This window comes from Patescibacteria group bacterium (genome assembly GCA_034659915.1).
Lineage (GTDB): Bacteria > Patescibacteriota > WWE3 > JAUXAW01 > JAYEID01 > JAYEID01.
The window spans coordinates 19,992-33,042 of sequence record JAYEID010000013.1; the positions used below are offsets into that span (position 1 = coordinate 19,992).

10 protein-coding genes are annotated in these 13,051 nt (G+C 42.1%); all 10 read left to right on the forward strand.

The genetic code is table 11. The annotated features are described in order from the left end of the window. Window positions 1-109 precede the first annotated feature (109 nt). The 10 genes from U9M98_01900 to U9M98_01945 all read left to right on the forward strand — a co-directional run bounded on the left by U9M98_01900 (window position 110) and on the right by U9M98_01945 (window position 13,050). Window positions 110-1,207, forward strand: a complete 1,098-nt coding sequence (locus tag U9M98_01900; GenBank protein MEA2020450.1) for an AAA family ATPase — start codon at window positions 110-112, stop codon at window positions 1,205-1,207. Window positions 1,208-1,228: 21 nt separating this feature from the next. After that, a complete protein-coding gene (locus U9M98_01905) occupies window positions 1,229-1,831 on the forward strand; it encodes a uracil-DNA glycosylase (GenBank protein ID MEA2020451.1) in 603 nt (200 codons plus the stop codon). A gap of 95 nt (window positions 1,832-1,926) precedes the next feature. Further along, window positions 1,927-3,642: a ribonuclease J gene (locus U9M98_01910; protein ID MEA2020452.1), complete on the forward strand. Its 1,716-nt coding sequence runs from the start codon at window positions 1,927-1,929 to the stop codon at window positions 3,640-3,642. Between the two features lie 315 nt (window positions 3,643-3,957). Further along, window positions 3,958-6,240, forward strand: a complete 2,283-nt coding sequence (locus U9M98_01915; GenBank protein ID MEA2020453.1) for a DNA translocase FtsK 4TM domain-containing protein — start codon at window positions 3,958-3,960, stop codon at window positions 6,238-6,240. A gap of 425 nt (window positions 6,241-6,665) precedes the next feature. Continuing rightward, on the forward strand, window positions 6,666-7,403 hold the full coding sequence (locus U9M98_01920) for a helix-turn-helix domain-containing protein (protein MEA2020454.1): 738 nt from the start codon (window positions 6,666-6,668) through the stop codon (window positions 7,401-7,403). A 135-nt stretch (window positions 7,404-7,538) separates the two neighbouring features. Continuing rightward, window positions 7,539-7,856 (forward strand): hypothetical protein, encoded by a 318-nt coding sequence (locus tag U9M98_01925; GenBank protein ID MEA2020455.1) that lies wholly within the window; start codon window positions 7,539-7,541, stop codon window positions 7,854-7,856. Continuing rightward, window positions 7,846-8,154 (forward strand): YtxH domain-containing protein, encoded by a 309-nt coding sequence (locus U9M98_01930; protein MEA2020456.1) that lies wholly within the window; start codon window positions 7,846-7,848, stop codon window positions 8,152-8,154. Before U9M98_01925 ends, U9M98_01930 begins: the two co-directional genes overlap by 11 nt. Before the next feature lie 112 nt (window positions 8,155-8,266). After that, window positions 8,267-10,264: an alanine--tRNA ligase-related protein gene (locus tag U9M98_01935; GenBank protein MEA2020457.1), complete on the forward strand. Its 1,998-nt coding sequence runs from the start codon at window positions 8,267-8,269 to the stop codon at window positions 10,262-10,264. Between the two features lie 55 nt (window positions 10,265-10,319). Further along, window positions 10,320-11,540 (forward strand): cell division FtsA domain-containing protein, encoded by a 1,221-nt coding sequence (locus tag U9M98_01940; protein ID MEA2020458.1) that lies wholly within the window; start codon window positions 10,320-10,322, stop codon window positions 11,538-11,540. 28 nt (window positions 11,541-11,568) lie between these two features. Then, window positions 11,569-13,050, forward strand: coding sequence for a hypothetical protein (locus tag U9M98_01945; protein ID MEA2020459.1), 1,482 nt, complete (start codon window positions 11,569-11,571; stop codon window positions 13,048-13,050). Window position 13,051: the final 1 nt, after the last annotated feature.

Here is a 13,051-nt window from a genome sequence, read left to right on the forward strand (position 1 = left end):
GGTTCCCATAAACTAGTGACTAGATGTTAGCTTCTAAAAACTCTTCAAGTAGTAGTGGGATTGATTGGCAAGAATATTGTTTACTGGGCGGTAATTAATAACTCAATCTATGTCCAAAGATAATAAAGATTTACACCAGGAAATTCTTTTTCCCGAAATAGAGGAGCTGGCACATTTGGTAGAGGAAACTACACTCCCTCCTAAATTAGAGGATAAGTTGCAACGGATGGTGGAAAGTTTGCGGCGAATGGCAAGGTTTAGAACTTATACCTCGGAGTATGAATCTATATCTCGGTACATTGAGCTGGCTACAAAAATACCATGGGATGTTCGTACTGAAGATAATTTAGATATAAAGAGAGCAAGAAAAATTTTAAATGCAAACCATTATGGTATGGAGAAAGTAAAAGAAAGAGTTTTGGAATACATAGCAGTTTTAAATTTGACTCAGGAGAAGAGAGGTCGAAAAATGGAACGAGCTACTGGTCCCTTAGCTTCTACCAAAGCATCTGTGTTGTGTTTCGTTGGCCTTCCTGGAATTGGTAAAACGTCAGTTGCTTATTCTATTGCAGAAGCTTTGGATCGGAAATTTGTCCGGGTTGCTATGGGTGGTGTGGCAAGTTCGGTGCATCTTAGAGGACGCTCCCGTGCCTACCCACAGTCAGAGGCTGGGCAGGTTGTAAAGGGACTAGTTCGTTGTGGGAGCAAAAATCCAGTTATACTTATGGATGAGATAGATCGTATTTCGGAAGAAGCGCGGACAGAAGTAATGGGTGTCCTTTTAGAACTCTTGGATCCAGAGCAAAATGCGGCGTTTCAAGACCATTACTTGGATTATCCCTTGGACTTATCTGAGGTTCTCTTTATTTGTACTGCAAACCACAAGAGAGGTATTGCTAATGCGGTATTGGACCGGTTAGAGGTTATTGAAATGCCTGCTTATACTGATGAAGAGAAGAAGGTTATTGGTCGCGATTACCTTTTACCTCGGGTTCTTGATGAGTGTGGTTTAGATTCAAGTCAAGTTGAAATTGAGGAAGAGCTTTGGTCAAGTATAATTCGCCCGCTTGGCTATGACGCTGGGATTAGGACCTTGGAGAGAACTATTCAGGGTATTTGTCGCAAAGCTGCTAAAGAGATTGTGGAAGAAGGTGTAAGTAAGGTAAAGATAACTGAGGATAATATTGATCAGTATTTACCTAAGTGATAAAAATCTTGTGTTTTTCATATGTCTAGAATTTTGAGACAAGTTAGAAAACAAATACAAAGATGTGACAAGTGTCGTTTGGCTCGGACAAGAACTAATACCGTTCCTGGAGAAGGGCCCAAGGATGCAGAAGTAGCCTTTGTTGGGGAGGCTCCAGGTTATAATGAGGATAGGGAGGGACGACCATTTGTAGGAAAGGCAGGGAAGCTTTTGGATAAGTTGCTGCGTTCTGTTCAAATTAGTCGGAAGGATGTTTGGATTGGTAATGTGATTAAATGCCGACCACCAAATAATCGTAGTCCTCACGTTGATGAGTTGCGGGCTTGCGAGCCTTATCTTGACTTGCAGTTAAGGGAGATTAGTCCCAAAGTTGTCTGTACCTTAGGAAGGTATGCAACAGAGCATTTCCTGGGAGATATAAAAATTTCTGAGGTACATGGTACTCCTTTCAATGCAGGGAGATTTGTAGTCTTTCCCCTTTTTCACCCGGCAGCAGCTTTGCGGAGTAAAAATGTTAAACGTGAGCTCCAGGAGGATTTTCGCAAAATAACTGATTTATTGAATGGAGATTTGAAAGCAGAAGAAGTGAAGAACCAGGATGAAAACCAGATAAGTCTGTTTTGAATATTTATTTGAGTATTTTAACTTAGAAACACTTGAGCACCAATTTACTATATGTTTGTATGCTTTAGTGTTTTATGTTTTGATGACCTTTATTTATGCCAAAGTTTAAGAAAATTGACAAAAAAACATTACGTTTTATACCTTTGGGGGGCTCTGGGCAGGTAACTCGAAATATGTTTGCTTATGAGTGTGGCAGGGATATTGTTATTTTGGATTGCGGTGTGGGTTTTCCTGATTTTGAAACACCGGGGGTTGATGCAGCTATTCCTGATATTTCTTATTTGGAGGAAGAGGGAAAGCTTTCTAATATTCGAGGTATTATTATTACCCACGCTCATTATGATCACTTTGGAGCTCTTCCCCATCTATTACCCAAATTAGATGCTCCTGTTTATGCATCAAAGCTAGCTTTGGAATTTGCTCGTGCTACTTTGGACGAGGCTGGAATAAAGAGTGATAAAAAACTTTTTGAGATTGATCCGGATAATGGCGCTTTTGACCTAGGTTGTTTTCATATTGAACCTTTCCGGGTATGCCACTCAGTACCCGACTCTTTGGGTTTTCTACTTTCTACTCCAATTGGGAATATTTTTCATGTTTCTGATTACAAATTTGATTGGACTCCGGTCGATGGGCGCCTTTTTGACGTGCGCAAATTAAGCAAGCTTGCAGGGCAAGAAAAACCGATGCTATTAGCTTCAGATTGCTTAGGAGCTAATACCGAAGGCTATACCCAATCCGAGAAAGTATTAACAGATTCAATAGAAAAGCTTATTAGCGAGGCAGAGCACCAAATTTTCTTTACTACTGTTTCTTCTAACATTTCTAGAATTCAACAAGCTGTTTGGGCAGCAGTGCGACACGGCCGTAAGGTCTGCTTTCTTGGTCGGTCCATGGAACAAAGCGCTTTGGTTGCCCGAAAACTTGGCTATCTGGAAGTTGAGAAAAAGAATTTGGTTCACCCTAAGCAGGCTCGCCGGTTTGATCAGTCAAAGTTGGCTTATGTTGTAGCCGGGTGTTATGGTCAGGTAGGTTCTAGTTTGGAACGCCTTGCGCGCGGTGAGCACAGTTTGGTAGAGCTTGAGGGGAAGGTAGCAGTTATTTTTTCCGGTGACCCAGAGCCTCCTGGATCCAAGGAAGCAGTGGATAAAGTGGTGGACCAGCTTATTATGAGGGGGGCGGAAGTTTCCTATTATAAAATTCAGGATAATATGCATGTTTCGGGGCACGGTTCTGCATTAGATATTCAAATGCTTATGGGGTTGGTGCAATCAAAGTATTTTGTTCCCATTGGAGGTATGCCGCGTCATATGCAGGCATATTCAAAATTAGCTCAGGAAATGGGGGTTCCCCGGGAAAATGTTTTTGAATTGCAGGCAGGCGAGTATTTAGAATTTTCTGAAAATTGGAAGAAAGGGAAGGGAGGAAAGCCACCGGAGAAGGGGGAATTCCCCTTCCGGGATATTTTAGTAGATGGTACCAGAATTGGAGATGTAGGTGATGTTGTCTTGCGGGACCGACAGCTGTTAGCTGATGATGGTATTGTTGTTCTAATTGTTCCTATTGATCCTAAGACAGGTAATATTTCAGGTTCTGTTGAAATTGCTACTCGCGGGTTTGTTTATGTACGCAAATCTCGGCAAATAATTTCTGATCTGGTGGGCATTGTGAAAAGTACAGCAGGATCCGAACCTTCAAAGAAAGAGGATTGGGGGGAACTGAAAAAGCAGCTTAGTACTAATGTCTTAAATTATATCCAGCAAAAAACAGGTCGTACACCTCTTATTCTTCCTGTAATAGTGGAAGTGTAGATTAGTAGATTAGTAGACAGTAGTAAGTAGACCTGCCTGCCGGCAGGCAGGAGCTGGTAACACGTAAATCGTAATTAGATATCCGTTTTTAGCTTTTAGCAATTAACAATAAACAATTATTTTCTACCAAGACCTTGAGGGATTACGTACGCAAAACCTTACGGACTTTCAGGTTCAAGCCCTTGCCCGGTATTCCTTGTCTCCAGTTACGAGGTTCCTGTTTCCAGCCTCTCTCATGCGCTTATGTTTTAACGGTGCTATTATTCTTCTACTAGATTGCACCCCACACCCTTTTTATGGTTAAATTAATACACGATGGGAAAGAGAGGACGTCCCCGAAAAGTTAAATTTGAGTTAGAGAGAGATGCTGCACATTCTATTGCAGCAGTAGCAATTTTGGCTTTATCTATTCTTACTCTTCTCTCCTTTTTTGGTCAGGCTGCAGGTTTTGGTTCTATGCTACAGAAGCTATTGAATCGTGTTTTTGGGTGGGGTGCTTTTTTAGTTCCTTTTATTCTTGCCCTTTCTAGCCTTATTCTTTTTCGCAAATTGAAATGGAAGATTATTCAGCCTCGGATACTTACGGGTTTGGTTCTTTTTTTGCTATCTTTTGATGGTACTGTTCATTTTTTCTTTTCTCCAGCTGTTGCTAAAGAGGAAGCTCTTATGGGCCAAGGAGGTGGAATGTTGGGGTATATTATTCAGAAATATCTTCGCACTTTTTTAGGTCCCTTTGGTGCTATTTTAATTTTGGCCTCATTTCTTTTAGTTTCTGTTTTGGTTATCTTTAATGCATCATTGGATGAAACCTTAGTATTTTTGGGTAATGTTTTAAGCGGGATAGGGAGATTTTTTGAAAACTTTGTTTTTAGAGGCACTTTGAAAGTTGTTCGGAAGCTTATTGGTCGGGAAGATGATTTGGAGGCTGAGGTTGTGGAAGGTAAAGAAGGTAGTTCTGAGTTGTCCTATGTGGGTGACGATGATGAGGAATCTGAAGGCGAGGTGGAGGAAGAGAAACAAGTTGAGAAAGTGCGGAGAGATGATTTGGTTGTTGTACAAGCTACTTATACTCCGCTTGGTGTAGAAGAGGATTCTGAGGATGTTGGGGAAGATGTAGAAAAAGCTCCATTGCGGCACGAAACTGTAGCAAATCTTCCGGAGAGTAAGAAAGAATGGGAGTATCCCCCACTAAGTATATTGGAAGATATACCTCCTTATAAGAAGGATCAGGAGGAGATGAAAGATGAGGCGCAGAAGATTGAAGATACTTTGGAGTCTTTTGGAATTAAAGCAAATGTTGCAGATGTAAAAATAGGACCTACTGTTACTCAATATGCTTTGGAAGCTGCTTCTGGTACAAAGCTTACAAAAATAACTACGCTCCATAAAGATCTTGCTATGGCTTTAGCCTCCTCTACTGGATCTGTGCGAATAGAGGCACCTATTCCAGGGAAGTCGTTAGTAGGTATTGAGGTACCCAATAAAAAGCCGGCAACGGTAGGGTTGAAGAGTGTGTTAACTTCCGAAGCAATGAAAAAATCTTCTTCTGTTTTGAGTGTGGCGCTTGGGAAGAATGTTTCCGGGCGGCCCCAAGTGGCTGATTTGGCTAGGATGCCTCACGTGTTAATTGCTGGTGCTACGGGGAGTGGTAAGTCAGTTCTTATTCACTCCTTCATCTGTTCATTGCTTTTTCGAACTACTCCAGAGGAGGTTCGACTGATTTTGGCAGACCCTAAGAGGGTTGAACTTTCAATTTATAGAGAAATTCCCCACCTTTTGACTCCTGTTATTTTGGATTCGGATAAGATGCTCCCTACTTTAGATTGGGCTGTGGAAGAGATGGAACGAAGATATAAACTCTTTCAAGATGCTGGGGCTAAAGATATTGATTCTTATAATGAAATTTCTGGTTTTCAGGCACTCCCTAAGATTGTTTTGGTTGTGGATGAATTAGCGGACTTGATGGCAGCAGCAGCGAACGAAGTTGAGAAAGCGGTTGTCCGGTTGGCCCAGATGTCAAGGGCTACCGGTGTTCACTTGGTTCTTTCCACACAGCGGCCTTCTACTGATGTTTTGACTGGGTTGATCAAGGCAAATATTCCTTGTCGGATAGCGCTGAATACAACCTCGGGAGTAGATTCACGGGTAATTATTGATCAGCCTGGGGCAGATAAGCTCTTGGGGCGCGGAGATATGCTGTACTTACCTCCTGAAGCGTCTACGCCCAAGCGAATTCAAGCTCCCTTTATTTCACTTATTGAAATTAAAGCCCTTGTTGATTTCCTACGAGAAGAGATGGAGGAAGAACCGGAGTTTGAGGAAAGTCTTCAGGAGGCTCAAGAGAAAATTAGCCAAAGGAACAAGTTGGCTGAGGAGGAGAATTTGGAAGGGCTTAGTGATGAGCTGTTCCCAGATGCTGTGGAGGTTGTTTGTCGTCATGATCGTGGTTCCGCTTCTCTTCTTCAGCGAAAGCTTTCTATTGGTTATGCGAGGGCTGCAAGGCTTTTGGATGCTCTAGAGGCTAAGGGCGTGGTTGGTCCTAAGGATGGTTCCAAACCCCGCGAACTTTTGGTTTCCGATCCCAGCGAAGTGCTGTAGTTTTTGCGCCGGGGGTACGCGTTTTCAAGAACCGCGCGCCCGACTAGTGACTTTGGTGACTGCGCGCTTAGAGAAAAATTTGCTTTGGTCCGGGGTTAGTAGATAACTAATTGTAAGCAAATTTTTCTATGCTCTTGAAAACGGCACCCCCGCCATGCTTACAGCGTGAAAGTATCTGTTCTTAATCTGATTAGCGTATTTTGATTTCCAATCCCAGCGAAGTGACGTAAATTTCGGGGGTCCGCCGGATTCGCGCGAGACTTTGACAGGCACCCCCCTTTCAGGGCCGCTCGCACCGTTCAGCGTTGGAGAGTAGGAAAGAGAACCGCTCGCTTTGTGATCAAAACCCTTCATGGCGGGAGCCTGCCAAGTCCCTTTCCTTTTATCCGCGTAAATCCGTATTAAATCTGCGAGAATCCTATTCTATGAAATCTGTTGGCGAAATTCTAAAGAAAACACGTAAAAAACAAGGTTATTCTCTTTTAGAAGTTTCAGAAGAATTAAAAATCCACCCCCGGTTCCTAAAGGCGTTGGAAAGCGGGGATTATAATGTTTTTGCACACACTTTGCATGCAAAGGGTTTTTTGAAAAACTATGCCGATTTTTTGGGATTAAATGTTTCTGAGGTTTTAGCTTTTTGGCGGCGTGAATATAAAGATTTTTCTGAGGAACCTGAAATTTGTGATGTTACTAAGCCTTTGGATCAACCTAGGGTTGTAATAACTCCAAAGAAACTTATTGCCTTTATATCTGCTTTCTTTGTGTTGGGGTTTTTAGCTTATGTCTTTTGGCAATACCGGTCTATTGCTGGTCCTCCGCGTTTGGAGGTGGTGGTACCCAAGCAAGATATGATAGTTTCGGAACCGCAAATAACTTTAAAGGGAAGTGCGGATCCAGCAGCCACACTTACTATTAACGGTCAGGAAGTTTTGTTGGGTGATGATGGTAGGTTTGCTTTTGATTATGTTCTTTCTGATGGTCCTAACACTTTGACCTTTACTGCAGTGAATGAGTTTGGAAAAGAAGCAGAGGTTACCCGTACTCTCATTTATGATCGTCCTAGGGATGTGACTTTGCCGCCTCCCGCATCAACGCCATCAGCTACTCCATCTGCTGAGCAAGAATCTACACCTTCTGCAATACCGGAGATGGATAGCGAATAGATGCGGATAAGAAAGGAGGACTCTATCATTCTGATAGATTGGGGTTCCGGAGTGACGGTTAATTGGTAATTGTTAACTGTTGATGGTTAGTAGCTGGTGTGTTTTTAAAACAAGAACTCGTTGACAGTGAGATGAATGTTTTTTAAACTGGAGGGAGGACTGCCCATGGACACTAACACGCTTCTAATACTCATAATAGGTCTTCTTACCTGCAACCTTCTTTTTGTGGGTGTTTATATTGTTTTGGTTCTCAAAGAAGTCCGAAAATCAATAAAGCAGCTTAATGTTATTTTGGAGAATGTGGCAGAAGTTTCGGAATCTGTTTCTCGACCTTTGATTGGGGTTTCCAGTGCAGTTACAGGTATTGTAGAGGGTTTTAATCTTTTTCAGAAACTTAGATCCCTTGGCAGTCGAGATGCTTTGGAGGGAAAGGAGGTGTCCAATGAGCAATAACAATTCGGGAGAGAGTTTTGTAAAAGGACTTTTCATTGGTGCCCTTGGTGGTGCTATTTTGGGTGTTCTTTTTGCGCCGGATGAGGGTAGGGAAACGCGGAGAAAGCTTAAAGAAAAAGGCGAGGAGATCCAGAAAAAGGCAGAGCCATTTGTTGAAGAAGCGCGTGAAAGTGTAAAAAAAATAGCAGAAGACTTGGAGACTGCGTCAGGTCCGGCGAAAGAAGAAGCAAAAAAGAAATTGAAAGATTTGGAAGGAGAAATAGCTAAAACCAAGAAAAGATTTTTTAAAGGTGTGTAGAGCTTCCTCTAATTCTGTTTTTTTCTAGGCTCAGATAGAAAGATAGATGTTTGGTTAGTTTTGTCCTCAAAGCTTGCAACCACCGCTTTTTTCCGTTATTCTTAAGAACACAGTGACAGCTAGAGAATTGATTGAAAAGTATATTTCCTTTTTTGAGGCGCGTGGTCATGTTGAGATTGCTGGGGCTTCCTTAGTACCAGAAAATGATCCTTCTGCACTTTTTATCTCTGCTGGTATGCACCCTCTAATTCCCTTCTTGTTGGGAGAAGAACACCCTGCTGGTAAGCGCTTAGTTAGCTTACAAAAATGTATTCGAACAAATGATATTGAGCAAGTAGGTGACGGGTTTCATCATACCTTCTTCTTAATGCTTGGAAACTGGTCTTTGGGTGATTATTTTAAAAAAGAGGCAATCTCTTTTAGTTTTGAATTTCTTACTTCTTCTGAGTGGTTAGGGTTAGCTCCGGAAAGGTTGTATGTTTCTGTTTTTGCTGGTGATGAGACTGCTTCCCGGGATAAGGAGTCAATTAAGTATTGGAAGTTAGAATTTAAGAAAGTAGGGATTAAGGCTGAGGTGGGTGAGAGGATATTCTTCTTTGGAAAAGAAGAAAACTGGTGGGGACCTGTAGGTGATACAGGACCTTGCGGACCTGATACAGAAATATTTTATGATATAGGCAAAGACCATTGTGGTCCTAATTGCGATCCCTCTTGTCAATGTGGGAAATATATTGAAATTTGGAATGATGTGTTTATGGAATTTAAAAGAATCCGCCGGTTGGCGGACCGCAAACCGCAAACCGTGAACCGTGAACCGCAAGATAAAGAGCGGAAGGCGGAGAGCGGTTCGCGGAATGCCGATTACGAATATGTTCCTTTAGAGCAGAAAAATGTAGATACGGGGATGGGTGTAGCTAGGGTTGTTGCAGTTACTAGCGGCTACGCAGATGATGATTATAAAACCGACCTTTTCCACCCTATTATTTCCAAGATTGAAGACTTGTCTGGTAAAGAATACCAGCAATTAGAAGTTAACAATGAACAATCGTTAGTTAGTTCAATGCGCATTATTGCTGATCATGTACGGGCAGCTGTTTTTGCTATCAGTGATGGTGTAGTACCTTCAAATACAGATCGAGGTTACGTGGTTAGGCGACTAATTCGCCGTGCTGTTCGTCATGGACATGCTTTAAACATCCAAGATAGCTTTTTGGGGCAAGTTGCAGAGGTTGTAATTGAGAATTATAAGGATCTTTTTCCTGGGTTGGAAAGTGAGGAGGAAACAATACTTACTGAGATTTCCGATGAGGAAAAAAGATTTGGTAAGGTTTTGCGGAGAGGTTTGAAGCATTTTGAAAAGTTGGTTGAACAAAAAGTTGGTGATGAAACGCTGCCGCACCTGCCTGCCGGCAAGGCAGGTTCCCCAGCCCCTGGGGCTGCGGCCAAAGAAGCCCCAGGGGCTTCTCCTGCGCTGGGCGAGCGAATTACCGGGGAAGAAGCCTTCGACCTTTACCAAACATATGGGTTTCCGTTGGAGTTAACCAAAGAGCTGGCAGAGGAAAGGGGTTTAGCGGTTGATAGAAAGGGGTTTGAAGAGGCCTACAAAAAGCACCAAGAGAAATCCCGTTCTGGTGCAGATAAGAAATTTAGTGGGGGTTTGGTAAGTGAATCTGAAGAAGTTATAAAACTGCATACAGCTACCCATCTTTTGCACGAAGCTCTGCGCCAGGTATTGGGTGCTCATGTAAAGCAGGAAGGGTCGAACATTACTCCCCAAAGATTGCGGTTCGATTTTTCCCATCCAAAAGCAATGACGGAGGAGGAGATTGGAGAAGTCGAAGCTCTAGTTAATGAAAAAATAGAGGAAGATTTGCCCGTGCGGAAAGAGACCATGTCATTAGAGGAGGCAAGGGAGCGGGGTGCTTTAGCGTTTTTTACAGATAAATATGGAGATGAGGTGAAAGTTTATTCTATTGGCGGATTTTCAAAAGAAGTTTGCGCTGGTCCTCATGTTGATTCTACCGGGAAACTTGGTAAATTTGAGATAATAAAGGAAGAATCTGTGGGTCGCGGTAAACGGAGAATCCGTGCTATACTGAAAAAGGATTAGCTTGAACTTGTTAATCAACTATTGCAAATTATTAGTTTAAAGCGCTATTGAAGTTATGTTTCCTGCCATAAATTTATTTAAAAGTAAGTCCTCCACTCCCTGTTATCTTTCTCTAGATGTTGGTTCTGGTTCTTGTAAAGCCCTTTCTTTTTCCTGTGTTGTTTTGGAGGGAGAAAGTGAGGAACGGAAAAGGATAAAAGCTTTAGGAGCGGGTAGTGTTTCCCAGAACTCTTCCGAGATGAGTATGGGTGTACCGGCGGATATTAAGGCGGTGACTAATCATATTGGAGATGCGGTAGACGAGGCTACTCTTCCTCTGGAGGGACTGAAAATTAAGAACAGAATTTTAGGGCTTTCAGGAGAGATGATTTCTTTCCTTACTACTAGAATGCGTTTAACTAGGGCAAATCCGGATAAGCCCATTTCAAAAAAAGAGATTGCCCGAATAGAAAGGAAAGCGCAACAAGCTGCATTTCTTGAGGCGCATAAGGAGTTGGCAGCAAGAAAAGGTTACCAAGACCTTGATTTAGAAATAGTAGATTCAGCAATAACCGGAGTGGAGGTTGATGGGTTTCCTGCTACTGAGCCTGAGGGATTTAAGGGAGAGAAGGTGGAGCTTTCCTATTTTAATTCTTTTGCTCCTCAGGACCGACTCTATACTTTGGAATCTATTCTTCGTAATTTGAAACTCAAACCACAATTGGTCACAGCTAGTATGTATGCACTTTTACATGCTTTATTGGAAAATTCTCCCAGTACAGGAGTTTCATCTGTTTTGATAGATATGGGAGCGGATAAAACAGATGTGGGTGTTGTTTTTGATAGTTCTATAGTTTCTAATCGCACACTTCCTATTGGTGGCCGGGATTTTACAGAGGCTATCGCGCATAGTTTGGAAATTTCTTTTTCTGAAGCTGAAGGATTGAAACGCAATTATAGTGAAGATGGTGATGATAACGCTAGGATTCAGAGTGCGGTTGCTGATGTTTTAGAGGTGTGGTCACAGGGATTAATAGATGCATTAATGAATATTAAGGAGGTGAAAGCGTTTCCACCTCAAGTTAATATTTATGGTGGTGGTGCGGAATTTAAGGTAGTGTTAGAGCATTTGAGATCTCTGTCTTGGAAACAGAATTTGCCGTTTCACAGCGATCCGCGCGTAAGTATTCTTAGGCCAGAGGATTTTGATTTTTTTGAGGATGAAACAGGTCAAGTAAGTAAGTCTGATTGGGTTGTACCTGTTGTTTTGAGTTGGTTTGGTTGTAAGGTTCTTTAGTGTTTTGTTAGGTTGTTTGGTTTAGCTTATGGCTAATATAACTCTTTCTGAAAAGCCAAATATCGTGTCTGTTCTAGAACAAGTAAAGGAGGCTTCTGCTTCTGAAGTGAAGCTTCTATTGCCTAAAGATACTAGTTATTGGAATGTTCTTGCGCTAAAGACTCTTTCCAGACAGGCGAAGGCTTATGGCAAAGAGTTGAAATTCGTAGCCCAAAATGAGCAGGGAAAGAGCTTGTTAGCTGCATTTCGAGGGGAACTACCATCGGCAAGAGGTGTGAAAGCAGCGAGTCCTTCTATTTTGGACCAAGTCCTTATATTTTTTCAAGTTGCGCGATGGAAGGTTTTAGCTATTTTTGGTGGTTTGGTTTTATTTGTGGTTGCGGTTGTGTTTGTGACGCTTTTTTACCTTTCTGAAGCAATAGTTACTGTTAACTTTAATACTTCTCCTCTAGTAAAGACAGCTGCTGTTAGTCTTGATCCTCAGGTTTCTGCACCAGAGATAGAGGGTATGGTTATTCCTGCAATTTCTGTAGATGTTCAGGAATCAGGGGTGTACGAAGTTGAGACTACAGGAGAAAAGGAAGTTGGAACTAAAGCAGAAGGGACAATAACAGCTTACAATTATGATACCAGTAATTCTAAGAGTTTTTCTGAGGATGACGAATTGATTACAGAAGAGGAAGGGCTTCGGTTTTTGTTAAATGAATCTATTGAAGTTGAGGAAGCTTCAGCTAGTGCGGAAGGCGCCGATAGGCTTATTAGTCCCGGAACTACAGAGGTTAAGGTTACAGCGGAGAAGATTGGGAGCAGTTACAACATTGCGAAGGGTACTAACCTTTATTTTGAAAGTTTGGATGATGATTTTTGGGATGATGTTTATGCGCGGGCTGCTGAAGATTTTTCTGGAGGGGAAAGTAGAACAGTTTCTGTGGCTACAGTCCAAGACCAAGAGCAGCTACTTGCTGAGGGGTTAGAGCAGATTAAGTCTAAGTGTTCGGAAAGTCTTTCTGGCAAGCTTTTAGAAGATCAGAAGTTAACAGGGAAAGCAGTAGTGGCAACTCCCCTGGAGCAAAGCTATACTCCCGCTATAGGCGAAGAGGCAGATAACTTGAGCCTATCTTTGAAAGTTAGGTGTAGTACTCTTGCTTATTCTGGAGGAGATTTAAACGATGTGTGGCAGGGTAGGCTTGCAGGTTTAGTTCCGGAAGGATTTGAGCTAAGAGATGATGATTTGGAGGTAAGTATCCTTACTGTTGAAAGGCCTCCGGAAGCACAAGGGCTTGTACTTCAGACAGAGGTTGAGACTAAGTTGGCTCCAAAAGTAGATGAAGAAAAAATTAGGGAAGATTTAGTTGGGAGATCTTTTTCTGATTTAGATGCTTATTTTTCAACCCTGCCAGATATTAATTCTTATGAATTGCAACTCAAGCCCCCAATTATTCCTGGAATATTGGGGAGATTTCCCCTTAATAAAGATAGAATACATGTTATTTTTGGGGATAATTCCTAGA

Coding starts and splice junctions, on each gene's coding strand:
- U9M98_01900 (MEA2020450.1), top strand. CDS start 110: ATGTCCAAAGATAATAAAGATTTACACCAGGAAATTCTTTTTCCCGAA.
- U9M98_01905 (MEA2020451.1), top strand. CDS start 1,229: ATGTCTAGAATTTTGAGACAAGTTAGAAAACAAATACAAAGATGTGAC.
- U9M98_01910 (MEA2020452.1), top strand. CDS start 1,927: ATGCCAAAGTTTAAGAAAATTGACAAAAAAACATTACGTTTTATACCT.
- U9M98_01915 (MEA2020453.1), top strand. CDS start 3,958: ATGGGAAAGAGAGGACGTCCCCGAAAAGTTAAATTTGAGTTAGAGAGA.
- U9M98_01920 (MEA2020454.1), top strand. CDS start 6,666: ATGAAATCTGTTGGCGAAATTCTAAAGAAAACACGTAAAAAACAAGGT.
- U9M98_01925 (MEA2020455.1), top strand. CDS start 7,539: ATGTTTTTTAAACTGGAGGGAGGACTGCCCATGGACACTAACACGCTT.
- U9M98_01930 (MEA2020456.1), top strand. CDS start 7,846: ATGAGCAATAACAATTCGGGAGAGAGTTTTGTAAAAGGACTTTTCATT.
- U9M98_01940 (MEA2020458.1), top strand. CDS start 10,320: ATGTTTCCTGCCATAAATTTATTTAAAAGTAAGTCCTCCACTCCCTGT.
- U9M98_01945 (MEA2020459.1), top strand. CDS start 11,569: ATGGCTAATATAACTCTTTCTGAAAAGCCAAATATCGTGTCTGTTCTA.